This is a genomic window from Pseudidiomarina homiensis (genome assembly GCF_003987225.1).
GTDB lineage: Bacteria > Pseudomonadota > Gammaproteobacteria > Enterobacterales > Alteromonadaceae > Pseudidiomarina > Pseudidiomarina homiensis.
In genome coordinates this window covers 100,926-125,136 of sequence record NZ_PIPX01000002.1, presented here as the reverse complement: position 1 = coordinate 125,136, position 24,211 = coordinate 100,926, and the positions used below count along the sequence as shown (strand labels likewise).

Annotated in this window: 24 protein-coding genes; 8 read left to right on the top strand and 16 right to left on the bottom strand. The window is 50.9% G+C overall.

What is annotated here, in order from left to right:
• The first annotated feature begins 212 nt into the window (after positions 1 to 212).
• Entirely contained in the window at positions 213 to 2,909 is a 2,697-nt protein-coding gene (locus CWI70_RS09715) for a putative bifunctional diguanylate cyclase/phosphodiesterase (RefSeq protein ID WP_126773173.1), read from the top strand.
• Positions 2,910 to 3,024: 115 nt separating this feature from the next.
• Entirely contained in the window at positions 3,025 to 4,863 is a 1,839-nt protein-coding gene (gene typA, locus CWI70_RS09710) for a translational GTPase TypA (protein WP_126773170.1), read from the top strand.
• Positions 4,864 to 4,884: 21 nt separating this feature from the next.
• On the opposite strand, the gene CWI70_RS09705 is transcribed toward typA, so the two are convergent.
• Genes CWI70_RS09705 through CWI70_RS09695 form a run of 3 tightly spaced genes read right to left on the bottom strand, consistent with a single transcriptional unit; the run spans position 4,885 to position 7,393 of the window.
• The gene (locus CWI70_RS09705; protein WP_126773167.1) at positions 4,885 to 6,426 is read right to left on the bottom strand and encodes a sensor domain-containing diguanylate cyclase; all 1,542 of its coding nucleotides are present in this window, start codon (positions 6,424 to 6,426) and stop codon (positions 4,885 to 4,887) included.
• A gap of 2 nt (positions 6,427 to 6,428) precedes the next feature.
• Entirely contained in the window at positions 6,429 to 7,085 is a 657-nt protein-coding gene (gene trhA / locus CWI70_RS09700; RefSeq protein ID WP_126773164.1) for a PAQR family membrane homeostasis protein TrhA, read from the bottom strand.
• 11 nt (positions 7,086 to 7,096) lie between these two features.
• Positions 7,097 to 7,393, bottom strand: a complete 297-nt coding sequence (locus tag CWI70_RS09695) for a DUF3081 family protein (RefSeq protein WP_126773162.1) — start codon at positions 7,391 to 7,393, stop codon at positions 7,097 to 7,099.
• A gap of 140 nt (positions 7,394 to 7,533) precedes the next feature.
• Between CWI70_RS09695 and CWI70_RS09690 the strand changes: the two genes are divergently transcribed.
• Complete coding sequence (locus CWI70_RS09690) at positions 7,534 to 8,154, top strand: TetR family transcriptional regulator (RefSeq protein ID WP_126773159.1); 621 nt, start codon at positions 7,534 to 7,536, stop codon at positions 8,152 to 8,154.
• On the opposite strand, the gene CWI70_RS09685 is transcribed toward CWI70_RS09690, so the two are convergent.
• From CWI70_RS09685 to CWI70_RS09670, 4 genes are read right to left on the bottom strand one after another with little or no spacing between them, the layout of a single operon-like run.
• Complete coding sequence (locus CWI70_RS09685) at positions 8,151 to 8,648, bottom strand: MgtC/SapB family protein (RefSeq protein ID WP_126773157.1); 498 nt, start codon at positions 8,646 to 8,648, stop codon at positions 8,151 to 8,153. The two genes, CWI70_RS09690 and CWI70_RS09685, sit on opposite strands and share 4 nt — an antisense overlap.
• Positions 8,649 to 8,654: 6 nt before the next feature.
• The gene (locus CWI70_RS09680) at positions 8,655 to 9,167 is read right to left on the bottom strand and encodes an NADPH-dependent FMN reductase (protein WP_126773154.1); all 513 of its coding nucleotides are present in this window, start codon (positions 9,165 to 9,167) and stop codon (positions 8,655 to 8,657) included.
• Complete coding sequence (locus CWI70_RS09675; protein ID WP_126773151.1) at positions 9,167 to 9,808, bottom strand: DUF2959 domain-containing protein; 642 nt, start codon at positions 9,806 to 9,808, stop codon at positions 9,167 to 9,169. The genes CWI70_RS09680 and CWI70_RS09675 overlap by 1 nt, the downstream gene beginning before the upstream one ends.
• A 14-nt stretch (positions 9,809 to 9,822) precedes the next feature.
• Complete coding sequence (locus CWI70_RS09670; RefSeq protein ID WP_126773149.1) at positions 9,823 to 10,524, bottom strand: SDR family NAD(P)-dependent oxidoreductase; 702 nt, start codon at positions 10,522 to 10,524, stop codon at positions 9,823 to 9,825.
• Between the two features lie 132 nt (positions 10,525 to 10,656).
• Here CWI70_RS09670 and CWI70_RS09665 point away from each other — a divergent pair, with 132 nt between their 5' ends.
• From CWI70_RS09665 to CWI70_RS09650, 4 genes are read left to right on the top strand one after another with little or no spacing between them, the layout of a single operon-like run.
• Positions 10,657 to 11,550 (top strand): virulence factor BrkB family protein, encoded by an 894-nt coding sequence (locus tag CWI70_RS09665; protein WP_126773147.1) that lies wholly within the window; start codon positions 10,657 to 10,659, stop codon positions 11,548 to 11,550.
• Complete coding sequence (dtd, locus tag CWI70_RS09660; protein ID WP_126773144.1) at positions 11,510 to 11,956, top strand: D-aminoacyl-tRNA deacylase; 447 nt, start codon at positions 11,510 to 11,512, stop codon at positions 11,954 to 11,956. The genes CWI70_RS09665 and dtd overlap by 41 nt, the downstream gene beginning before the upstream one ends.
• A 3-nt stretch (positions 11,957 to 11,959) precedes the next feature.
• Positions 11,960 to 12,859 carry a bifunctional GNAT family N-acetyltransferase/hotdog fold thioesterase gene (locus tag CWI70_RS09655; protein ID WP_126773141.1) on the top strand — a complete coding sequence of 300 codons (900 nt, stop codon included), beginning with the start codon at positions 11,960 to 11,962 and terminating at the stop codon, positions 12,857 to 12,859.
• A gap of 19 nt (positions 12,860 to 12,878) precedes the next feature.
• Entirely contained in the window at positions 12,879 to 13,127 is a 249-nt protein-coding gene (locus CWI70_RS09650; protein ID WP_126773138.1) for a TraR/DksA family transcriptional regulator, read from the top strand.
• A 25-nt stretch (positions 13,128 to 13,152) separates the two neighbouring features.
• Here the strand turns inward: CWI70_RS09650 and hutH are convergent, their stop codons facing one another.
• Genes hutH through hutC form a run of 3 tightly spaced genes read right to left on the bottom strand, consistent with a single transcriptional unit; the run spans position 13,153 to position 17,067 of the window.
• Positions 13,153 to 14,679 (bottom strand): histidine ammonia-lyase, encoded by a 1,527-nt coding sequence (gene hutH, locus CWI70_RS09645; RefSeq protein WP_126773135.1) that lies wholly within the window; start codon positions 14,677 to 14,679, stop codon positions 13,153 to 13,155.
• On the bottom strand, positions 14,679 to 16,355 hold the full coding sequence (hutU, locus tag CWI70_RS09640) for a urocanate hydratase (RefSeq protein WP_126773132.1): 1,677 nt from the start codon (positions 16,353 to 16,355) through the stop codon (positions 14,679 to 14,681). Before hutU ends, hutH begins: the two co-directional genes overlap by 1 nt.
• 16 nt (positions 16,356 to 16,371) lie before the next feature.
• Positions 16,372 to 17,067, bottom strand: coding sequence for a histidine utilization repressor (gene hutC, locus CWI70_RS09635; RefSeq protein WP_126773130.1), 696 nt, complete (start codon positions 17,065 to 17,067; stop codon positions 16,372 to 16,374).
• Positions 17,068 to 17,160: 93 nt separating this feature from the next.
• On the opposite strand from hutC, the gene hutI reads away from it, so the two are divergent.
• Positions 17,161 to 18,381 (top strand): imidazolonepropionase, encoded by a 1,221-nt coding sequence (gene hutI / locus CWI70_RS09630; protein ID WP_126773127.1) that lies wholly within the window; start codon positions 17,161 to 17,163, stop codon positions 18,379 to 18,381.
• On the opposite strand, the gene CWI70_RS09625 is transcribed toward hutI, so the two are convergent.
• The 6 genes from CWI70_RS09625 to argS all read right to left on the bottom strand — a co-directional run bounded on the left by CWI70_RS09625 (position 18,363) and on the right by argS (position 24,203).
• Positions 18,363 to 19,409 carry a formimidoylglutamase gene (locus CWI70_RS09625; RefSeq protein WP_126773124.1) on the bottom strand — a complete coding sequence of 349 codons (1,047 nt, stop codon included), beginning with the start codon at positions 19,407 to 19,409 and terminating at the stop codon, positions 18,363 to 18,365. The two genes, hutI and CWI70_RS09625, sit on opposite strands and share 19 nt — an antisense overlap.
• 3 nt (positions 19,410 to 19,412) lie before the next feature.
• Positions 19,413 to 19,898 (bottom strand): ribonuclease E activity regulator RraA, encoded by a 486-nt coding sequence (rraA, locus tag CWI70_RS09620; RefSeq protein WP_126773121.1) that lies wholly within the window; start codon positions 19,896 to 19,898, stop codon positions 19,413 to 19,415.
• 66 nt (positions 19,899 to 19,964) lie between these two features.
• On the bottom strand, positions 19,965 to 21,296 hold the full coding sequence (gene hslU, locus CWI70_RS09615; RefSeq protein WP_126773119.1) for an HslU--HslV peptidase ATPase subunit: 1,332 nt from the start codon (positions 21,294 to 21,296) through the stop codon (positions 19,965 to 19,967).
• The gene (hslV, locus tag CWI70_RS09610; RefSeq protein ID WP_126773117.1) at positions 21,289 to 21,825 is read right to left on the bottom strand and encodes an ATP-dependent protease subunit HslV; all 537 of its coding nucleotides are present in this window, start codon (positions 21,823 to 21,825) and stop codon (positions 21,289 to 21,291) included. The genes hslU and hslV overlap by 8 nt, the downstream gene beginning before the upstream one ends.
• An 81-nt stretch (positions 21,826 to 21,906) precedes the next feature.
• Positions 21,907 to 22,458 carry an SPOR domain-containing protein gene (locus CWI70_RS09605; protein WP_126773115.1) on the bottom strand — a complete coding sequence of 184 codons (552 nt, stop codon included), beginning with the start codon at positions 22,456 to 22,458 and terminating at the stop codon, positions 21,907 to 21,909.
• A gap of 2 nt (positions 22,459 to 22,460) precedes the next feature.
• Complete coding sequence (gene argS, locus CWI70_RS09600; protein WP_126773113.1) at positions 22,461 to 24,203, bottom strand: arginine--tRNA ligase; 1,743 nt, start codon at positions 24,201 to 24,203, stop codon at positions 22,461 to 22,463.
• Positions 24,204 to 24,211: the final 8 nt, after the last annotated feature.

Sequence of the window (24,211 nt, the reverse complement as noted above, 5' to 3'; positions counted from 1 at the left end):
TTTGTCAGCAGACTTTGAGTGTAGTTATTAATTCAGATTTATCTTATTTTAGACACTTCTAAAATAAAAGTCTAGGCTGGTTCAACCACTGAAAAAAATCATAAAAGCTGTCTACACAAGTATTAAAGTTATGTATGCTGGCTTCAGGTCAATTACGAATCATTCTTAACGCACACGTGCAAGTTTGATCCTAAAATAAGAAGAATGATGCGATGTTTCATCGAGTGAGCTCCAGCGCTGCCAGAAAATTTGTTGTCGCAGTTGCCGCCTTATTTGTGGCAACGGGCATTATTGGAGCGATCGAGTTACTCCTGTACCAGAACGAATTGCTCATGGCCGTAGTGCCACAGTCGTTAATCTACTCCTCGAGTATCGTCGGGTTAGGCCTCTATGCATTGCTGTACCGCTCAAAATGGGGCACTTGGCTTGCAGGTATTGGATTATTAACGGTACTTGCTGCAGTGGCTTGGATGGTTGAAGTGCAAGGCAACATGCGGCTTATTGCACTTCCACTAACCTATGTTGCGCTCTTACTCTGCGGTACTGCTCTGCTGTTTTTTGTGAAACCAACCAGCGTTTTGGGCCGTGGTTTATGGCGTTTCGGTATTGGCAGCTCAATTCTTATCTTTCTGTTCACGCAATTATCCGTTTGGGGTCTGTTCAGCGATAGCGTCATCGGCTTCAAGCAAGCCAACTTCATTGCACTTAGTCTGATTTCGGTACTCGTCCTGCTCGGCGCTACCGCCCTAGCCATACTCTTGCGCACCTACCGTGAGACATACGTACCAAGGACTCGCTCGCAAATTGTCATTATTTTGATGACAATTATTGGGGTTAGCATCTGGTATTCACTCAGTTTGTACGAGTTGAAAACCCAAAGCGAAAAAGCCGAAACCAAAATTGAACTCATCGCCCAAATGATCGATGAAACATTGAATGTGCAGCGCAATACTGCAGAGCAAATGCAACAGCGCTTTGTCGCCGCTCAAGATGACGCCACCCTAAGTCGCTTGCTGGAACTCGATACCACGCGCTTTGAAGCTGACAATCCCATTGTCCGCGGCTTTATTCTCTATGACGCTCAACAGCAAGTGCTGATGAGCAACGGCTACGCTACCGAATTTTTAGCGGCGAACATGCTAGCTTCAGAACGTTTTCTGGATTGGCTAGCGACCGCAGAACAAGATATTCGACTGATTGTTCACGGTACTTCTCTTGCCACTAATAATCCGACTTTTATCGTGTCGACACCTTTCACCACACCAGTTGGCGAGCCGCAGCAACTGCTTACCTTGCTGGACGTTAACAAAGTGATTGCGACCAATTACTTGAGTTACTTCGATGCCATGGATACCTACTTGCAATTTAGCCCAGAATTGCTTATTTCCATGCAGGGCACAGCAGCCGGAACCTCAACATTTACCGAGCTGAAACAGCGCTCTTCACACTTTATTACCAGTAGTGCAACGATTGGTGATTCGGGCCCAATTACTTTTCATAGTGTTTTGAGCGACTACTCCGAGATTCAAAACGGCGCCCAGCTTGACCAGCTCTTACTGTGGTTAACGTTCGCCTTTGTTTTCATCTACATTTTGGCCGAAGACAATGCCGTGCGTGCCGCCAAACGCCAACACGAGTTAGCTTATCTTGCGAAACACGATGACATTACCGGACTCTTCCGCCGCGACGCCTTCAGTGGAGCGTTAGCACTCCGTGATCAAGTTACCGGCGGACGCAATCGTAACTTGTTATTTGTCAATTTAGACGGTTTTAAGCCTATCAATGACAGTCTGGGGCACACCCTCGGTGACAAAGTATTGTATGAAACAGCGCGACGGATAGAAACTTGTGTGCCGCATGACGCCTTGCTCGCACGATTTAGCGGCGACGAATTCTTAGTGTACTTTGAACCAACGTCAGAGCAGGCCACACAGGAAGTTGCCGAATGTATTTTACAAGCCGTCCGCAAACCCTATGAAATCGACGGTATCGATATACATTTATCCGCCAGTATCGGTAGTGCGAGCAATGACGGTTTAACCCTAGAAGGCATTCACTTAATTCAGCATGCCGAAATTGCCATGAGCCAAGCCAAGCAACTCGGCGGTAACCTTATGCAAGCGTTTGTCAACGAAATGGCCCGCGACTATCAACAACAAGTGAGGCTGCGCAATGCGTTGCAAATTGCGCTGGATAAAAAAGATTTTCAAGTGTTCTACCAGCCGATTTTTAATACGGAAACACGCGCAATCACCGGAGTCGAGAGTCTCGTTCGCTGGCAACTGAATGGGGAATTCATCTCGCCAGCGGAGTTCATTGAGATAGCGGAAAATACCGGGCAAATTATCCCGCTCGGTGAGCAAGTACTCGATCTTGTGCTATCCGATATCAAGCGCCATCAAGAGTTGCAGCAGATTAAGGTCACCGTGAACGTTTCGGCGCAGCAGCTGCAACGCTACGACTTTCCCAGATTCTTGGCTGGTCGCTTAGATCATTACCAAGTTGCCGCAAGTAACGTCACCTTGGAATTAACCGAAGGGGTATTTGCGGGCGAGACAGCTTCTACGATCACCGCATTGCAACGACTGCGCGACATGGGCTGCAATGTCGCTATCGACGACTTCGGTACCGGCTTCTCAAGCTTGTCTTATCTCAATCGACTGCCGGCCGACATCATCAAAATCGATCGCGTGTTTACGCACGGTATTGCCGATGACCCTGAGCTCTTCGCAGTGGTGCAGAAAATCATCGAACTCTGCAAACAACTCAATAAACGCGTTGTCGTTGAAGGCATTGAAGACGAGGTGCAGTTGCAAATTTTTGAGCAGCTGGGTGTCGAGCGCGTACAAGGCTTTTTCTTCGCTCGCCCCATGCCTATCGAGCAGTTACTCAAGCTGTTGGTAAAATAACTGGCTTCTGCTAGGGTGACTGCGTATAATACGCCGCTATTTTAACCAATGGTGGGAAACCACCCGCGGCGATCACTTCTCAAGAGTTTCACTCGCGTTTTTACAGGCTTTATTAATGACTATTCAAGCAACCGAACTTTCCAAATTACGCAATATTGCCATTATTGCGCACGTAGACCATGGCAAAACGACTCTTGTCGACAAGCTGTTACAGCAGTCTGGCACACTCGAAAGCCGTGGTGGCGCAGAAGAGCGTATTATGGATAGCAACGATCTTGAAAAAGAGCGTGGCATTACCATTTTGGCCAAAAATACCGCGGTTAACTACAAAGACTACCGCATCAATATCTTGGATACTCCAGGACACGCCGATTTCGGGGGTGAGGTTGAACGGGTCTTGTCGATGGCCGATTCCGTATTGTTGGTCGTGGATGCCGTTGACGGTCCTATGCCGCAAACACGCTTTGTGACCCAAAAAGCGTTTAATCACGGCTTGAAGCCGATTGTCGTGGTAAACAAAATTGACCGTCCTGGCGCACGCCCTGACTGGGTCGTAGATCAAGTTTTTGACTTGTTCGATAACCTTGGCGCAACCGACGAGCAGTTGGACTTCCCAATCGTTTATGCTTCAGCGCTAAACGGTTTCGCGACCCTTGACCCAGATTCGCCTAGCGAAGACATGACGCCGTTGTTTGAGACGATCCTTGAGCGTGTTTCTGCGCCGGACGCCGACCGTGACGGTCCACTACAAATGCAGGTTTCTCAGCTCGACTACTCAAGCTACTTGGGTATTATCGGTATTGGTCGGATCAAGCGCGGTACCTTGAAGCTGAATCAGCAGGTATCGATCATCGGTGCCGATGGTTCGCAGCGTAACGGTAAGGTTGGCCAAATCTTTGGTTACCTCGGTCTTGAGCGTATCGAAGCTGACCAAGCCAGTGCTGGCGACATCGTTGCCTTCACCGGTCTAGGTGAACTGAAGATTTCTGACACCATTTGCGCAGCGGGTAACGCCGAAGCATTGCCGGCGCTTAGTGTAGATGAGCCAACCGTTACCATGACGTTCCAGGTCAACACTTCGCCGTTCGCCGGTAAAGAAGGTAAGTTCGTTACCTCACGTCAAATTCTTGAGCGTTTGCAGCAAGAGTTGAAGCACAACGTTGCTTTGCGCGTGGAAGAGACCGACAACCCTGACCGTTTCCGCGTTTCAGGCCGTGGCGAATTGCACTTAGGCGTATTAATCGAAAACATGCGTCGCGAAGGCTTCGAGCTTGCCGTATCACGCCCTGAAGTTATTATTCGCGAAGTGAACGGGGTGAAAGAAGAACCGTTCGAAAACTTGACTGTGGACATTGAAGAACAGCACCAAGGTGCGGTCATGGAAAAACTCGGCTTGCGCAAAGCAGAGATGACCAACATGACTCCAGACGGCAAAGGCCGTGTGCGTGTTGACTTTATGGTTCCAAGCCGCGGCTTGATCGGCTTCCAAACCGAGTTCATGACGCTGACCTCAGGCTCAGGCTTGATGTACAAAACCTTTGACCATTACGGCCCACACAAAGGCGGTAAGATCGGTCAACGTATGAATGGTGTGTTGATCTCGAATGCAACCGGTAAAGCGCTGACGTATGCTTTGTTTAACTTACAAGAGCGCGGTAAATTAATGGCTTCACACGGTGATGAAGTTTACGAAGGCCAAGTCATCGGTGTCCACAACCGTGGTAACGACCTTACCGTAAACTGTCTGAAAGGTAAGCAGCTGACCAACGTTCGTGCGTCAGGTACCGACGATGCGTTAACCTTGTCGCCACCGATTCGCTTAACGCTTGAACAAGCTCTTGAGTTTATCGACGATGATGAGTTAGTGGAAATCACGCCTAAGTCGATTCGTATTCGTAAGCGCTTGTTGACTGAAACCGAACGTAAGCGCGCAAGTCGTAGCAAGGACGGTTAAACCGCCAAGCTCGACACGGAATTAATCAGAGGCCGCGACCACACAGTCGCGGCCTTTTTCTTTGGCTTGATAAAGTCGTTTGTCTGCGTGATCGACGGCTTTATCAAAGCTTTGTTCTAGCTCCCAGGCCACAACACCAGCACTCAGGGTAACTTGGAACTCATCATCACCACTGGTAAATCGGTGTTCCTTAAAGGTTGTGGCAAGCCGCTCCACGACTTTTTTGGCCTGCTCTGCGGTACTCCCGTCGAGCACCAAAGTGAATTCCTCACCGCCGGTGCGCGCCCCTAAATCAACTTCGCGGAGTTGCGCACGCAGATCATTTGCGAGTTCTACCAACACATCGTCTCCCGCGGCATGACCATAGCGATCGTTCACTTGCTTAAAATGATCAAGATCGAGCATTACCACTGCCAACGGCTGCCCATGCCGCAGCGCTTGTTGCTGCAATTGTTCAGCGCGTTCAAAGAGCGCGCGCCGATTCAACAGGCCGGTTAAACTATCGGTGGTCGCGAGCTGCCGCAACTTTTCATTCGAGGCACGTAATTCGTCAGTGCGCTCGCGCACTTCACGTTCGAGTTTACTGCTAAGGTTGGCAAATGGCCGTGCGATGCGCCCTGCACTTATCCAGCCAATGCCGGCAAAGGTCAATGCCACCGCAAGACCGATCCAGGCCGCTTGCCAGCGTAACTCGGTAATAGGTTGCAAAGCTAAGGCAATAGGCTCACGTACCATGACTTGCCACTGCGGCCCTTGATAGTTGGCGCTACTGCGCACTTGCGCATAGCCGATCAGGTACTCAGCGCCGTCACGCCACTCCTGAAGACCCCAACCTTTTTCACGCACCTCGTCCGCCACAGGCGTCTGCAGTGCTTGCCCTTTCAGCGTATCGGGGCCAAGAATGATTTGGTTCTCCGAACTCACCAAGAGAATATCGGTTCCGGGTAACGACTCTAGGCTGCGCAACGCATTTTGCTCGACACCTTCCGCCCACTGCCAATTCAAATGACTACCAAATACGCCCCAAATAGTGCCCTCAGCATCTTTGAGCGGCAACGAGATATCGACAAAACGAAGGGGTTCATCACCATTAGGATTCAGAATTTTCTCGAGTAACAGTGCGCCATGCACATCACCAATAAAATACGGTTGCTGCAACGCACCTTGAAACCATGGCCGGGCACTTACATCTGCGCCTTCAAGAATATTTTCAGAACTTATGAGCACCTTTCCGGAGCGGTCAGTAATGCCAATCCAAGCATAATCGCTGTAGCTGTTGTAAAGCGCTGCCACCAAGCGTTCGAGCCTTACATTGGAGGCCTCGCTATCAGGCGTTGGCATCAACTGCGCAGCCGTTTGTAAGTCTCTTAAACGTTCAACCATGCCGCGTTCTAACTGATGGGCAACTTGTTCAGCAACATTGGCAAGGCTGACGCCGACTTGTTGTTGAATTTGTCGTGTTGCAGCTTGGGTGAGTATGGCCGTGATCACGACCGACAACAGCAAACCGAAGCCCGCATAAATTGCGAACCAACGCAGCTTAAGGTTGACCGGTACGAGCATAATTAAATAACTTCAGGGTGCGGCAGCACGTAATAAAAAATCGAGAAGAAATGCAACACACTGCCCGCCAATACGAACACATGCCAAATCGCATGGTGAAATTTCAACGACTTCCACACATAAAAAATGACGCCAAAGCTATAGGCAAGGCCCCCTGCCAACAACAGCATGAGGCCACCGGTGTCGACATGGGTGAGCATGGGTTTAATGGCGATAATCGCCATCCAGCCGAGACCAAGATAAAGGCTCAGCGACAGCCACTTCTTCCGATTCTCTATGGCCAACTCGAGAATCACCCCGATAATGGCGATACTCCAGACAATACCGAGCAAAGCCCAGCCCCACGGACCACGCAGGTTGACTAACGCAAAGGGTGTATAGGTTCCGGCAATTAATAAGTAAATCGCAGCATGGTCCATTTGCTGAAAGAAGCTTTTTACCCGCGGCCACGGAAAAGCATGGTAAAAGGTCGACGCCAAATACAAAATAATAAGGCTAGCACCATAAACGCTAGCGCTAACAATGTGCCAAGCGTCACCATAGGCGACTGACCATACCAACATCACCACTAAACCGACGATACTGGCAACTGCACCAATGCCATGCGTGACGGCGTGAGCGACTTCTTCAGCGATACTATAAGCTTTTGACTTGGACAACCCGGAACCTCTTAACGATGCGTTTCTTCAGGGTCTTCACGCCCTGGCTTGTGATAATCACGACTAATTTGCTCGAGCTTGCGCATGAACATGTCGAAATCGCGCTCGCTGTTGTAGTCAAAGTGATATTTGTTGTGGAATTCTAGGCGCATTTGCACATTGTGCCCCTCAAGAAACACCGTGTAGCCATCGTGATCGGTATACGCAGTGATGCCTTCGAGCGTGTGCTTACCTTGTTCCGCTTTACCATGCTCATGAATCTTCTCATACGCGTCGAGCACTAATCTTTGATCAACTTCGTTTTTCATGGTTGCGCTCCTTTTTTCTTCAGTATATCTACAAAATGCGGGCTTTTCCCGCCATTTACAACCCGACTTTTACATACATACATGAATGTTTGATTAAACTACGGTATAATCTTCGCCAGTTGTCTAACTTGAGGTGAATTGTGGTTCGACGTACCAAAGCTGATGCCCTAACGACCAAGCATGAATTGCTTGATGCAGCTGAGCGCCTGTTCAGCGAGCGCGGGGTTTCCAACACATCGATGATGCAAGTCGCAGAAGCTGCGGGGGTAACCCGTGGTGCTATCTACCATCATTTCGAAAACAAACTTGATCTTATCTACGCACTTATGGAGCGAGTTAGTTTACCGGTCGATGAAATGCGTGACGAATTGCGTGCCCAATTGCCCGATGAACCGTTGCGACAACTGCGTGAACGTTGCCTACATATCGTGCACCAAGTGCAACACGACGAGCACATGCAAGCGCTGGTCAATATTCTTTGTCACAAGTGTGAGTACGTCGAAGACACGTTACCGATCCACTTACGTCATTTGAGTGGCCGGAACGAATGCATCGAAGAATGTGTAAAGCTAGTCGAGCTGGCACAACAACAGAACTCTGTCAGTGCTGGCCTTGATGCTCGCACTGTCGTTATTGGGATGTTTGGTCTTATTGATGGCTTGTTTTACAACTGGCTACTCGACACCAAGTATTTTGACTTGAGTGAAACTGCGAAGCACACGCTTGATACTTATTTAAACGGCCTACAGCAGGGCGGTTAGCCCTGCTTGTCGCGTCGAAAGCTGGTTTTCCAACCCTTGTACTTTTTGTGTACGCCGCGCGTCATCGACTGAAAATAATCTTCCATTAGATCCACCCCAAACAAAACGCCGACGACCACGAACGATAATTTTATGGCTGTTTCCAAATGGCCAAGGCCAATCGCCACGCCAATGGATGCCAATGCCCAAATCGTCGCCGCTGAGGTCACCCCAACTACAACGCCATCGCGCGCCAACATTACACCTGCACCTAAAAAGCCGATACCAGTAATCACTTGGCCAATAATTCTAGACGGATCAGTGGCTTCCGTCATCACCGAGCTAGCGCCCACAATAAACAAATAGGTGCCGAGCGTGATCAGCGACGAGGTACGGATACCGACGGGCTTGCCGCGCATTTGCCGCTCAAAGCCCACCAAGGTGCCGCACAACAGCGCAGCACCAATAGCTGGCCAAGTGAACGGCTCGATGACCAATAGCTGTTGCCAGTCCACCTTAGGTTAGTCCCCTTGCTGCAAAAAGTTACCGAGAAACTCGGCATCAAGCTCAGCGATTTTATCCGCATCTGCTTTAGCAATGCTTGCTACCGACGGCGCAATCCAAGCCCCTAAGTTGGCAAGTACACCGCGCAAATCGGTCATTGACCGCACCGCACCAAATTGGCCTGGTGACGCACCGGCCAGCAGTACGGTTTTACCTTTCCAAGGGTTCGTCTCTAACCGCGAACTCCAATCGATAGCGTTCTTTAATAACGGCGGAATCGAGGCATTATATTCAGGCGTTACCACAACAATCTTGCTGGCTTCGGTAATTGCCGTAGCAAGCTTCTGAATGTTGCTTGGCACACCATGCTCTTCTTCGTAGTCACCTTGGTACAAGGGCGCATCAAGCTCTGCCGGCGGATACACATAGCACTGCTCACCATTGAGCTCGGCAACTTCGGCCAAACGCTCTTGTAAGCGACGATTAATTGAGGCCTGACGGCTGCTCCCTGCGATAACTAATAAACTCATTATTGTCCCTCCTGCATTGCTTGAATAAAGGCATCCGATTCGGCAATTGCTGCTTCCATTTCTTTGATCAAGGCAGCAACATCAGCCTGTAAGCTGCGATATTCGCCGCGAATTGCATCAACCGCTGCGGCATTGAGGTTGTGCTTCAAGTACAACACATTGTCCTGTAACTTTTCGAGCACGGGGTCCATGGTTGCGGCAGCCCGCTCCATGCTTTGTAATAAGGCACTGTAACGTCGTTCGGTGTCTCTGAGTGAACGTTCACTCTGTCGGCGTAAACTGTCATTACTGTATTCTTCAAGCTCATCACGCCATTCATCAAAGAGATCTTGCGCGACATCATCAATGGCTTCAATGCGGTCATACACACGCTCCGCAGCAGCCACGCTTGCTTCGTAATCGTCATTTAGTGCTTTGTATTCCGCCTCAAGCTCGCCACCGTCAATTTGCAGCATTTCATCAAGGCGCTCGAGTGCAGATTTAAACTCTTCTTGCGCATCCGCTTGAGCATCACGTGCGTCGTCCACGCGATCGACCAGAATATCGCGTTTATGAATTCCCACCTTCTCCATGGCGCCATAATAGGCGCTTTGACAGCCGGCTAAAAAAATAACAGCCGTCGCGATTGTTAACCAACGCATCGCCGTATCTCCCGTTAATAAGGTAATTCAGTTCCATCCCAGTGTAGCAGCTTGCCGCTATGCTCCGTAGTCAAATTTTCAATCACTTGCGCAATGCGGGCAGCCGACTGTTCCGGCGTGTACAGCTTGTCGGCTGGCAGGCGTTCTTGAAAGGGCGCAGAGAGCTCAGTATCCGTTGTTCCCGGGTGTACGGCGGCAATGATCAGCTGTTTATGGCTGCGCCTAAGCTCAATCGATGCGGTCTTCAACAGCATATTCAACGCCGCTTTACTAGCGCGATAGCTGTACCAACCACCTAAGTAGTTGTCAGTAATGCTCCCCACTTTGGCGCTTAATTGCACCCAAAAAGCTGGTTGCTTGCGTGGCAGCTTCGGCAGCAATTGCTCAAGTAGCAGGATTGGCAAAATCGCGTTGATCTCAAACGAGTGCCGCAGCTGTGCCGCACTCACCGCCCCCAAATGTTTCTCGGGCATAAAGTCGTTGTTGTGCAACATACCTAAAGTGCTGATCACACCATCTAGCGCCTGTAGCTGCTCAATCTCGGCGTGCAGTTGCTCAGGGCTGTAGTCACTAAGGGTCCGCCACTGCAGGTTTTCATGCATAAAGGGCTGTTCACGCCGACTCCAAGCCGTTACTAACGCCCCTTCATTCAGGTAATGCGCAACCAAGGCTTTTCCTAGTCCGCCACCAGCTCCAATCACCAAAACATGCCTCATATGCTTTTCTACCCTCCCAGGCCATCGAATAGCAAACAGCGAACAGCAAATAACGCTTTTCGTCTTAAACTTTACGCAAGCGCAGCGGTTTGGGATTATAGTGACCCTATAGAATCCTCAAGAAGGAAGATTATGAGCAACGACACCAGCTCTTCAACGTCACCTTGGCGCGCTAAATTCAGTTGTGCGCTGAGCTTTCTAAAGTATTTCGGGCGACGTTGTATGGATGACAAGATCACCATCATTGCTGGGCATTTGACGTTTGTCAGCATGCTCGCACTGGTGCCGTTGCTGGTGGTTATTTTCTCGATTTTCTCTGCCTTCCCGATGTTCGAAGCCCTACGCGCTGAAATCGAAGCATTCTTGTTTGCGAACCTGTTGCCGACATCAGGTGAAGAAATCTCGCGGTATTTAAATGAGTTTGTCGGTAATGTTTCGCAAATGACCGCCATCGGTGTGGTGTTTGTCATTGTTGTGGCAGTGAACCTGATCTCAACTATCGATGCGACCATGAATCGCATCTGGCGCAACACCAAGCGCCGTCGTTTGGCAGTGGCCTTAGCGGTCTACTGGATGATTCTGACCCTCGGCCCACTACTCATGGGGTCCGGGATGGCGGTGAGTTCTTATCTGATTTCGCTAGCGACCTTTGCTGAAGATTATGTATCAGGTATTCGCACAACCTTACTCGGCGTCGTGCCGATCGTGACGTCGGTCATTGCTTTCTTGCTGATGTATGTGATGCTACCCAACCGCGTGGTGAAAATCCGTCACGCCTTCTGGGGCGCGCTGCTTGCCGCTATTTTGTTTGAAATCAGTAAGAGCGCATTTGCCTCGTATGTCACCGCATTTCCTTCTTATCAAGCTATCTATGGTGCTTTGGCTGCAATTCCAATTCTGTTACTGTGGATCTTCTTGTCTTGGACCATTGTTTTGATCGGTGCTGAACTAACCGCCAGCATCGAAGAATTTTTTGAGGAAAGCGATGAAAGCACTACTGCAGAGAGTCACGCAGGCGAAAGTTGAGGTTGCCGGACAAACTGTGGGCGCTATCGACAGTGGCTTACTGATCTTTTTAGGTATTACCCCAAGTGATAACGAAACCATCGCGCGCAAGCTCGCGCAGCGTGTCGCTGGTTACCGACTGTTTAGTGATGCGCAAGATAAAATGAATCTTAGCCTGAGCGACATCGAAGGTGGCGCTTTAGTGGTTTCGCAATTTACCCTCGCCGCCGATACCAACAGCGGGCGCCGCCCGAGTTTTTCGAGCGCAGCACCACCAGTGCAAGCCGAACCGCTTTATGAGGCCTTTGTCGCGGAGCTGCGCCGCCTTACAATTAACGTTGCTACCGGCGAGTTTGGTGCCGATATGCAAGTTGCACTGACCAATGACGGACCAGTGACCTTTTTGCTCGACACGGAGAAAACTTAAAACATGTACCAAGTGATCAGTCCCAATGACGAGCAACAATGGCAAACCTATTACGATTTGCGTTACCGCGTCCTGCGCGAGCCATTTCAACGGCCACGCGGTTCCGAAAAGGACGAATATGATCAGGTTGGCCTGCATCGCATGGTCGTCAATGATGCTGGGGAGGCGGTCGCGGTGGGTCGATTGCACTTCAACAGCCCGGAAGAAGGTCAAATCCGTTTTATGGCTTCAGCACCTGAACATCGCGGCGAAGGACATGGCGTTGCCATTGTTTATGCACTTGAACAACTCGCTCGTCACGAAGGGGCCAAACACATTGTCATCAATTCACGCGATAACACGCTCGGCTTTTATCAAAAGTGTGGTTACGACTTGGTCGAAGAAGCCGATACCGTCAGTCATCCAAGCGCTGAGCACCAACTCCGAAAAACACTGACAGAATACAACCGCATCATCTATCGTCCTGACTGGTGCCAAGAGTTGCAATCTACATGGCACGAGGATATTCCGATTTCCGAAACAATGGGCATTCGTATTAGTCAGTACACCGGACGCGAGTTCGAAACCAATGCCCAATTGTCACGTAACATTAATGTGCATGGCACCATGTTTGCTGGCAGTATTTATTCGCTGGCAACCTTGACGTGTTGGGGGCTACTGCATTTACAATTGCGCGAGCGACAACTGCAAGGTGCTGTGGTGCTGGCTGATGGCAATATTCACTACCACAAGCCGATTACGCATGAACCAAGAGCGGTGGCGCGACTGGTCGACATGAATGGCGATCTATCCAGCTTGAAAAGTGGACAAAATGCGCGAGTGAATCTTAAATCACAAGTGTTCGATGGCGATAAACCGGTCGCTGAATTTACCGGGCAGTTTGTTGTGCTAGCCAAAAAATAATTTCAAAAAGGACGTAAGCATGAGTGAATCTTTATCCGCCCAGCAGTTGTTACGCATCCGCAGCAAGTTAGAAACCGTGGTTGCTGAGCAACCGGACAGCCGCGCAGCAGAATCAGCGAGTGCTGCACTGCAACGCATGCGCAGCGGCGAATACGGTTATTGTATTGAGTGTGGCGACGAAATTTCTGCGGCACGTTTAGCCGCTAAGCCAGATGTTGCGCTCTGCGTTGACTGCCAAGCACTTAAAGATGAAGAAGAGGACGCCTAAGCGTCCTCCTATAGAACGAACAGCCTTAGAAAGTCGCCCCTTCCGTTATCAAAGCTCCTAACTTACCGCTGTATATTAACGTTGCTGCTGCCTCAATATCGGGCGCAAAGTAACGATCTTGATCGTAATACGCCACTTTTTCACGCACCAAGCCATGCGCCTGTTCAATCGCTACCGATGCCTTCAAGGGGCGACGGAAATCAATCCCTTGGGCGGCTTCAAGCAACTCAATGGCAACGATATCACGAATATTTTGAGCAATATCCGTTAAACGACGTGCCGCAAAGGTTGCCATCGAAACGTGATCTTCTTGATTCGCCGAGGTTGGCAAGCTATCCACAGAAGCTGGATGCGCGAGAGTTTTATTCTCCGAAGCAAGCGCTGCAGCGGTCACTTGCGCCAGCATAAAGCCAGAGTTTACACCGCCGTCGTTTACCAAAAACGGCGGCAGGTTACTCAAGTGATGGTCAATCAATAACGCACTGCGTCGTTCTGACAGGGCGCCAATCTCGCTTGCCGCAATCGCCAACATATCGGCCGCCAGTGCTACTGGTTCAGCGTGGAAGTTACCGCCCGAAATAATATCGCCATTGTCGTGGAACACCAGCGGATTATCCGTCACGCCATTCGCTTCGCGAGTCAAAATTGTGCTGGCATGTTGCAACTGATCATAAACGGCACCCATAACTTGTGGTTGGCACCGCAATGAATAAGGGTCTTGTACCTTTTCACAGTTTTCATGGTCGGCGGCAATTTCCGAGCTATCGGTCAACAACTGACGGAAGCTCGTCGCCACCGCAATTTGTCCCAACTGGCCACGTACTTCGTGGATCCGCGGGTCAAATGGCGCACGTGAGCCCATCGCAGCTTCGACCGACATCGCGCCAGCAACCACAGCGCTGTGGAACACCCGCTCAATTTGGAACAGTCCGTGCAGCGCTAAAGCTGTCGACGCTTGGGTACCGTTCAACAACGCCAAGCCTTCTTTCGGGGCTAAGGTTAACGGCTGCATCCCAATTTTGGCGAGGCCTTCCTGAGCCGTATAGATCTGCCCTTGGTAACGCACTCGACCTTCGCCAATGAGCGGTAAAACTAAATGCGCCAGCGGCGCTAAGTCACCAGATGCACCAACTGAGCCCTTGCTCGGTACACATGGATACATTTGCTCATTTAACAAGGTGATAAGACCGTCGATGACTTGCTGACGAATACCTGAAAAACCGCGGCTGAGAGAATTAACTTTGAGTAACAGCATCAGCCGGACGACGGTATCGTCCATTAAGTCACCCGTGCCCGCCGCGTGGGACAACACAATGCGACGCTGCAGGTCTTCCAATTTTTCTGGCGGAATACGGGTGTTCGCGAGTAAGCCAAAACCGGTGTTAATCCCATACACGACTTTACCCGCTGCGAGCACTTCGGTAATGGTCGCTGACGAGCGTTCAATAGCAGCGGCAGCATCGGCATGCAGGGCGACCTGCTGCGGAGCCTGCCACCATTGACGCAGATGATCTAGGCTAAGCTTGCCGGGTTCAAGAGTGAATACTGCCATTACTTGTCCTCCACCATTGGTAAATCAAGACCTTGTTCTTTCGCGCAGTCAATCGCGATGTCATAGCCTGCGTCCGCATGGCGCATGACGCCTGTACCTGGGTCGTTCCATAATACCCGACTGATTCGCGCCTCCGCGGCGTCAGTTCCGTCGGCCACAATCACGACTCCGGCATGTTGTGAATAACCCATGCCGACGCCACCACCGTGGTGCAAGCTTACCCATGTGGCACCACCGGCGGTGTTCAAAAGGGCGTTCAACAACGGCCAATCCGACACCGCGTCAGAGCCATCGAGCATACTTTCGGTTTCCCGGTTAGGACTTGCCACCGAGCCCGAATCTAAGTGGTCACGGCCAATAACAATCGGTGCTTTAAGTTCACCGTTTTTCACCATCTCGTTGAACGCTTTGGCGATACGCGCACGGTCCTTCAAGCCAATCCAACAAATTCGAGCTGGCAAGCCTTGGAAACTAATGCGTTCACGTGCCATATCAAGCCAATTGTGCAAATGCGGGTCATCAGGGATCAGCTCTTTCACCTTGGCATCGGTTTTGTAGATGTCTTCTGGGTCGCCCGACAGCGCTACCCAACGAAACGGTCCAATACCTTGGCAAAACAACGGACGAATATAAGCAGGCACAAAGCCAGGGAAGTCAAAAGCGTGCTCAACACCAACGTCTTTCGCCATTTGACGAATGTTATTACCGTAATCAAGCGTCGCCGCACCACGTTGCTGCAAGGTCAACATCGCCTGTACTTGTACAGCCATCGATTGTTTCGCTGCTTGCACGGTCGCTTCAGGTGCGCTTTCTTGTTTTGCTTTGTAGTCTTCGAGTGTCCAGCCCTGCGGCAAATAACCGTGTAATGGGTCGTGCGCGGACGTTTGGTCGGTCACGACATCGGGGGTGACGTTGCGCTGAACCAGTTCGTCATAAACATCAGCAGCGTTCCCTAACAGACCTACTGAAATCGCTCGACCTTCCGCTTTAGCTACATTGATAAGTTCCAAAGCTTCATCGAGCGAAGTGGCTTTGTGGTCTAAGTAGCGAGTGCGCAAACGAAAGTCGATACGTGACTCGTCGACTTCAACCGCGAGCATGCAATATCCAGCCATGGTTGCCGCGAGTGGCTGCGCACCACCCATACCCCCAAGGCCGCCAGTAAGCACCCAGCGCCCCTTAGTTTCACCGTTGAAATGCTGTTTGGCGACGGCGACAAAGGTTTCGTAGGTACCTTGTACGATGCCTTGCGAACCAATATAGATCCACGAGCCAGCGGTCATTTGCCCGTACATCATTAGGCCTTTTTTATCGAGCTCGTTGAAGTGTTCCCAAGTGGCCCATTCTGGCACTAAGTTTGAGTTAGCGATGAGCACGCGCGGTGCATCTTCATGTGTTGGGAACACACCAACTGGCTTACCTGATTGAATTAGTAAGGTTTCAGTTGGCTTTAAACGTTCAAGTACTTCAACAATCTTGTCGAAGCTTTCCCAGCTCCGGGCTGCGCGGCCAATGCCGCCGTACACCACCAATGCATGGGGGTGCTCTGCAACTTCGGCATCAAGATTGTTCATTAACATACGCTTGGCTGCCTCCACTTGCCAGTTGCAAGTGGTGAGTTCACTGCCACGCGGGGCACGAATCGTACGGCTGGTATCGAGTCGAGTAAAGCTCATTATCGTTTGTCCTTTATTAAAATTGCAGATGTCCGCCAAGACTAAAGCGTGAGCCGGGGTGCGTAAGCACCGCATAGGTCACCACGCCTTCGGCACTCCACGTGCGGCGGTTAATGCGTAAGCAGGGCTCTGGTTTGGTGAGCAACAACCATTGGCAGAGCTGATTCGAAGGTGTTACCGCTTCGATCTCGTGGCTTGCCTCAGTCAATGGCTGGGCTTGGCACAAGTATTCGTGCGGCGTGATTTCATTGTAATTTTGCTTTAAGTAGTCGGCAGCGAGAGCTGGATTCACATAACGCTCTTCGACTTGCACTGGCAGGTCATTTTCATAGTGACTAATGACCGAGTGAAAGACAGTATCACCGGGTTGCAAGTTGAGCATTTCGGCAATTAAATCGGAGGCATGTTCACGGCGCAACACCTGAACTTGCGCATGGTAACGATGCTGACGCGCACGAATTTCATCGGCGATATTACGAATCGCCATGAACGATGTTTGCGATTTAATCGGTGCTACGAACGTACCCGAGCCTTTGGTGCGAATCACAATGCCTTCATTGGCCAGCTCTTGCAGTGCACGACGTGCGGTCATACGACTGACTTTAAACTGCAACGCCAAGGCATTTTCTGAGCTCACCGGATGGTTTTCCGGCCACTCGCCCGAAGCAATTTTGTTGTAGACATGCTGTTTAATTGCGGAAAATTTAGCCATGTGCCAGCTTACCCATAGGTGTCCGTGATTCAGATGTGCTAAAGTGTAGGCAACTCGAATTGTATATACAAGTGTTCAAAGGGAGAAAGTTGTATGACTCAGCGACAACAGCGTATTGAAAATGTGACGGTTGCAACCGTGGATCATGCGAACTACGGCGACGGCTATGGACTTCTCAAAAATGCGGTTGTGTGTATCGAAGCTGGTACGATCAGTTACGTGGGACCTGCTGCCGAGGCTCCTGCGACAGCTGCTGACGCTGAAGTCATCGATGCTGGTGGAAAGTTACTCACGCCCGGACTGATTGACTGTCATACCCACTTGGTATGGGCTGGATCGCGTGCTGACGAATTTGCGCAGCGCTTGCACGGTGTAAGCTATAGTGAAATTGCCTCGCAAGGCGGTGGTATTGCCGCTACCGTGCGGGCAACCCGGGCCGCGTCTCAAGATGAATTGGTGAACGTGAGCAGCCCACGCCTCGCCGCACTCATGCGCGAAGGTGTCACCACGGTTGAAATTAAATCAGGTTACGGTTTATCCCTCGAACATGAACGTAAACAATTACTTGCCGCCAAACAATTAGCTGCGGCAAACCCGGTCAGCGTGCAAACCACATTACTTGCAGCGCACGCTTTGCCGCCGGAGTTCAAAGATAATGCGGACGCCTACATTGATGCCATTGTTGAGCAAATTTTGCCAACTTTGGCCGACGAAGGCTTAGTCGATGCGGTGGATGCTTTTTGTGAAAATGTCGGCTTTTCGCCAGCACAAACCGAACGTGTCTTTCAAGCAGCGCAGCAGCGCGGTTTGCCGGTGAAACTGCACGCCGAACAACTCAGCAACCAACATGGCAGCGCCCTCGCGGCACGTTACCAAGCGCTTTCTTGCGATCATTTGGAATACCTTGATGAGGACGGTGTAAAAGCTATGGCTGCTAGTGGTACAGTCGCCGTGCTGCTGCCCGGCGCTTTCTATTTCTTACGCGAAACCAAGTTACCGCCGCTGGATTTGCTGCGCCAACACGGCGTTCCTATAGCTCTTGCCACGGATGCTAACCCAGGCACATCACCTATTCTGAGTTTGCAACTGATGCTGCAAATGGGGGCCACGCTATTTCGCATGACGCCAGAGGAATGTTTACAAGGGGTGACCTCACACGCCGCGCAAGCCTTGGGGCTCAACGACCGTGGGCGCATTAAGGCGGGGTTACGTGCTGATCTGTGTTTGTGGGATTGTGACGACGCAGCTGAACTCACTTATCAGTTTGGCACTGATCGCTTACTCAACTGCTGGCATCAGGGCGTCCTACGCTGAAGGCCATGCAAGTAAGCAAGCACTAACTCACTAAGCACCTGGGCACAAGCCATATCGCCGGCTTCACGGCCGGCTGGGTGCAAGCTCGGCGCAGCTTCAGCCAAGTGCAAATAACGCGTTTGTGGTAGTGCTGCGAGCTCAGCAATCAAGGTATAGCCGTGTTGTATACCTAAGCCATTAAAGTTAATGGCACTGGCTGGCACCCCTTGCAACGCATCCACATCGATTTCGATACCTAACGGCCGTTGCCATGCCTGTGCTTGAGCACGCAAGGCCGCCAGCTGTTCGGTCCAATTCGCCTGATACAGCTCATGCACGCTGGTATAGGTAAATCCTGCCTCGCTTAACTGACGTAAGCTTTCGGCATTATTTTTCCCTTCGTGCAGACCCACAACATGGTAGTTGGTAAGAAATCCATCGGTATGTGCATAGCTAAAACCGTTACCACTGTGGCGACCTTCACGAGCGCGAAAATCAGCATGGGGGTCCAAGTTCATCGCCGCAACTTGCTGCTCCGTCGCTTCACTCAAACTGCGCAGCAGTGGATAAGCATTGTTGTGCCCGCCACCGATCAAAATGACCTCAAAGCCTTCGCTAAACAATGGCAACAAGGTTTGCATCACGCGTTGATCCAGGTGTTGGCAAAGATCACGCAAGCCCTGCACATCAGCGGCATTGGTGGTGCGCAGAGCCGCTGCCTGTTCCTGTAAGTCCGCACAATCAACATGGCCAACCAAAAGTAGCTCATGGCTTGCGATAAAGGGCGTCGCTTGCAGGTTACACAGTCCCTGTAACGCAGCAGGCCAAGCTGTTTCAGCGCCACCACGGCCTAGGTTGCCACGCGGGCCGATACTCTCTGGAACGCCCACTAACGCCACTCTAGCACCCTGCTCGCGGGCTTTGTGTAACGCAGCACGATAGGTTTCTGGAGTGTCGCATGAGGGGAGTGCGTGTAAGGTTTGTCCGATACGGACTTCCCCTTGGCGTGGTTTACACCACGCCTCAGGGTCACAAGGGATCAAGTACATAGATTATTCGATATCAAGCGGCTCGGGCGAGAGAATGACGCCAGTCGTATCGGCATACAAATGATCTTCAGGTAAGAAGGTGACGCCACCAAAATTCACGGCAACATCGACTTCACCAGTACCTTCAGCAGGCGCACCTACCGGAATTGACGCCAATGCCAAAATACCGATATCGAGCTCATCAAGTGCGTCAACGTCGCGCACAGCGCCAAAGCAGACAATACCTTCCCAGTCATTATCCAGCGCCAATTCCGCCACCGCAATGTCGATAAGGGCACGGCGATTGGAACCGCCACCGTCGATCAGCAGCACTTTGCCGGTGCCCGGCTGCTGCACGACCTCTTCGATGACACCTTTGTCTTCGAAGCACTTCACAGTGACCAACTGGCCACCGAACGATACGCGCCCACCGTAGTGAACAAACATGGGTTCGACCACGTCGACCATGTCAGGGTAGAGATCGCAAAGCTCCGAAGTATTGTATTCCATTGCCGTTCCCCTGCCTGTTACATCATTGATAGAAGGATAGTTTCAGGCACAGTATAGCTGATAACGTTACAAAATGAAGCGACTCAAGTCTTCATCTTGCGCTAACTTGCCTAAGTGCTCGTCAACGTACGCGCCATCAATACTGATTTGCTGACCTTGCAAGTCACTTGCGCGGAATGAAATATCTTCCATCAAGCGCTCTAAAACCGTGTGCAAACGCCGCGCACCAATATTCTCAGTTGTCTCGTTCACTTGGAACGCCGTTTCTGCAATCCGCTGAATTCCGTCTTCAGTAAACGCGACTTCAACTCCCTCAGTAGCCATCAAGGCTATGTACTGGGTCGTCAGTGACGCATTCGGCTCGGTTAAAATGCGCACGAAGTCATTACTGGTCAACGCATCAAGCTCAACACGAATTGGTAAACGACCTTGCAGCTCAGGAATCAAATCCGACGGCTTCGACATCTGGAACGCACCCGAGGCAATAAACAGAATGTGATCGGTTTTCACCATACCGTGCTTGGTAGACACTGTGGTTCCTTCCACTAACGGCAGCAAGTCACGTTGTACGCCTTCCCGCGAAACGTCGGGACCGCTGGTGTCGCCACGCTTACAAATTTTGTCGACCTCGTCGAGAAACACGATGCCGTTTTGTTCTACTGAATTCAGGGCTTGCTCCTTCACCTCTTCGGGATTGAGCATTTTCGCCGCTTCTTCTTCCACTAACTGCTTGAAGGCATCTTTGATTTTCAGCTTACGCGGCTTGCTTTTGTCCTGCCCAAGATTCTGGAACATATTCTGCAACTGCGAGCTCATTTCTTCCATGCCAGGCGGTGCCATGATTTCCACACCCATTTGCGGCATCGCGATATCGATCTCGATTTCTTTATCGTCGAGCTGCCCTTCACGGAGTTTTTTACGGAATACCTGCCGCGTATTACTCTGTTCGCGTTCCGTTTTGTCCTCGTCAGCCCAGCCTTTTGCTGGCGGCAGTAAAGCGTCGAGAATACGTTCTTCCGCTGCTTCTTCAGCACGGAAACGCACTTTTTTCATCATTTGTTCGCGCGTTTGCTTCACCGCAGTATCGGTAAGATCGCGAACAATCGATTCAATTTCCTTACCGACATAACCAACTTCGGTAAACTTCGTCGCTTCAACCTTAATGAAAGGTGCATTCGCCAGCTTCGCCAAACGTCGCGCAATTTCGGTTTTACCGACACCCGTTGGACCAATCATCAAAATGTTCTTTGGGGTGACTTCTTGACGTAGCTCGTCTTGCAATTGCATACGACGCCAGCGGTTACGCAAAGCTACCGCAACGGCTTTTTTTGCATTGTCTTGGCCAATAATATGACGGTTCAGCTCATCGACAATCTCACGTGGGGTCATATCAGACATCGGCCACAGACTCCTGTTCTTCGATGGTTTGGTTGGTATTCGTGTAAATGCAGATCTCACCAGCAATCGTGAGTGCTTTTTCGACGATACCGCGAGCACCAAGTTCAGTATTTTCCAACAGCGCGCGGGCTGCAGCTTGGGCATACGGTCCACCAGAACCAATGGCAATTAGATCATTTTCGGGCTGGATCACGTCGCCGTTGCCAGAAATAATCAGTGAGGTATGTTTGTCAGCGACCGCCAATAGAGCTTCAAGACGACGTAGCGCCCGATCGGTCCGCCAATCTTTGGCAAGCTCAACCGCCGCCTTGGCTAGATTACCTTGATGCTGTTCCAGCTTGGCTTCAAACCGCTCAAATAGGGTAAAGGCGTCCGCGGTACCACCGGCAAATCCGGCGATGACTTGGTTGTTGTATAGGCGGCGCACTTTGCGCACGTTGCCTTTCATGACTGTGTTGCCAAGTGTGGCTTGGCCATCACCGCCGATGACGACTTTGTCACCGCGGCGGACAGAAACTATCGTTGTCACAATTGCGTCCTCTTAAGTTGCTATGCCAACTTTAATGAGGGCGCAATTGCGAAATTCAATGCTTTTACCGAAATCTAATACTTACAGATTCCAGTTCCAGATTTGACAGCCATGAATACTGGCCCGTTGTAGGGTATGGCGATCAGCCTCGGCCGCGCGCTTGGTTTCATAAGGCCCGAGCACCACGCGGTACCACGTACCACCATTTGATGGGTAAATCTCCGACTCTAAACCTTGCATCGCAATCGCCGCCTTAAGGCGTTCAGCGTCAGCACGCTGGCGGAATGACCCGCACTGCATCAGCTTAGGCGGCCCGAGTTCACGCTCAGGAACATCAACTTCAACTTCAAGATTTTCCAGCTCCTCGATATATTGCCAGCGCTCTTCCGGCTTTTCTGGCATCGGCTCTGCTTGCATCTCTGGCGTGCTTGCTGGGACGTCTTGAGTGGATTGCAACGGCGCTTCAGGATTGCCACCCGCAATAAACCGTAAACCAGCAATCAATGCGATCACTAAAATGATCGCCAGCACCACAATGCCCCAAGGCACTTGGCGTTGCGGAGCTTGCTTCTTACCCTTATTCGCCGAGCGTGGCTTGCGTTGAGGCGGGCGTTTGCGATTTGCGTAATCCATGCTTACATCTTGTCCAATGTTTCAATGCCAAGAAGGTCGAGACCTTGGCGCAGTGTCTTCGCTGTTAAAGCAGCAAGTTTCAAACGACTTTGCTGCAGCGCTTCATCATCAGCTTGCAAAATTGGGCAAGCTTCATAAAAGCTTGAGAAGGCGCCAGCAAGGTCAAATAAGTAGCCGCACAAGAAATGCGGCATCGCTTTCTTGGCCACAGTATGCACGACTTCGTTGAAACGTACCAACAGGTTGGCAAGCGCTAATTCACGCTCATCTTGCAACACAAAGCCGCCGCTTAAAGCGTCGGGCTTAACGCCAGCTTTGTTAAACACGCTCATCACACGGGTGTATGCATAGAGCAAATAAGGCGCCGTATTACCCTCAAAGCTAAGCATGGTGTCCCAGTCAAAAATGTAGTCACTGGTACGATTCTTCGACAAGTCAGCATATTTAACTGAACTAATACCCACTACTTTCGCGACCTGCGCCTGCTCTTTCGCAGACAAGTCGGTGTTTTTTTCTTGCACTAACGCCAGCGCACGCGCTTCCGCTTGGTCCAACAAGTCCGCCAGCTTCGTCACACCGCCGTCGCGGCTCTTATACGGTCGGCCATCTTTACCCATGACCGTACCAAAGCCGTAATGATCCATTTGCAGGTCGTCACGCGCGAAACCAGCTTTCTTCGCTAAGGTAAAAATCTGCTGAAAATGCAGGCCTTGGCGCTGGTCCACAAAGTACATCAAATGCTCGCCTTTGAGGACGTTCTGGCGATAACGTACGGCCGCTAAGTCGGTCGTCGCATACAAATAGCCACCACCAGATTTCTGCACGATAACCGGTAAAGCTTCGCCTTCTTTATTCTTAAACTCTTCAAGGAATACACACTGCGCACCTTGATCTTCTACCAGCAAACCTTGCTCACGTAGGTCTTCGACAACTTGTGGTAAGTCAGCGTTATAAGCACTTTCTGCCATCACGTCGTCACGCGTAAGCTTCACGCCCAAACGGTCGTAAACTTCTTGGCAATGACTCAGCGATACGTCAATAAACTGCTGCCACAGGTCGAGGCATTTTTTGTCACCCGACTGCAACGCGACCACCAGTTCACGGGCACGATTGGCAAACTCAGGGCTTTCATCGAAGCGCTTCTTCGCAGCTTTGTAAAAGGTCTCTAAGTTGCTCAGTTCCATGGCGAGCTCATTGCCTTCAAGCTCTTCCATGTGTGCCAACAACATCCCAAACTGGGTACCCCAGTCACCCACGTGATTCTGCCGAATCACGGTATGCCCTAAAAACTCACAGACGCGTGCGACCGCATCACCAATAATGGCCGAACGCAAATGACCGACGTGCATTTCTTTGGCAAGGTTTGGCGAAGAATAGTCAATCACCACACGCTGACTCTGCTCGGCACTGGCCACTCCGACATGCGCATCTTGGTAGGCGGCTTCGAGCTGCTGTAACAGTTGGTCTTGGCTAATGACAAAATTAATAAAACCAGGGCCAGCAATGTTTGCTTCAGCGACGAGGGTATTTTCTGGTAGCGCTGCAATGAGGGCTTCTGCCAAGGCACGTGGGTTCGTTCCAGCAGGCTTTGCCAACATTAACGCGAGGTTGGTCGCAAAATCACCATGGCTTTTATCGCGTGGACGGTCCAGTTGGATACGCGGGCTTAATTCCGCAGGTAAAGTGCCTTGCGCTTGTAAGGTGGCCACTGCGGCCGCTAATAACTGCTCCAACTGCTCTTTCATTTACATCC